We start from the raw sequence: 258 nt of genomic DNA on the forward strand, positions 1-258 counted from the left end.
GGGCTGGCCTGTTCGCTGCCGGGATAGACACTGGATTGGGTCGCCATCAGCAACTGGCGATGCCGGGCCATTTCCAGGCATGACACGTAGTCATGGTGCGCCAGCGGATGATTCCGGCCGCACACCGTGACCATCTCCACGCTGCCCAGTACCCGGCGCTCCAGCGCCTCGGGGATCTGGTCGTGATAGAACAACAACCCGAGGTCGGCGCGACGTTCCACCAGTTTGCGCGCCACGTCGCCTTGGGCGGCGCTGGCC

The 258-nt window shown here is 65.9% G+C and carries 1 protein-coding gene; it reads right to left on the reverse strand.

Annotated features, from left to right (window positions below; all coding sequences use genetic code 11):
• On the reverse strand, window positions 1-258 hold a 258-nt coding region (locus OC610_RS29310; protein WP_264433360.1), incomplete at both ends, for a substrate-binding domain-containing protein.

It is taken from the genome of Pseudomonas agronomica, assembly GCF_025917275.1.
GTDB classification, from domain to species: Bacteria; Pseudomonadota; Gammaproteobacteria; order Pseudomonadales; family Pseudomonadaceae; genus Aquipseudomonas; species Aquipseudomonas agronomica.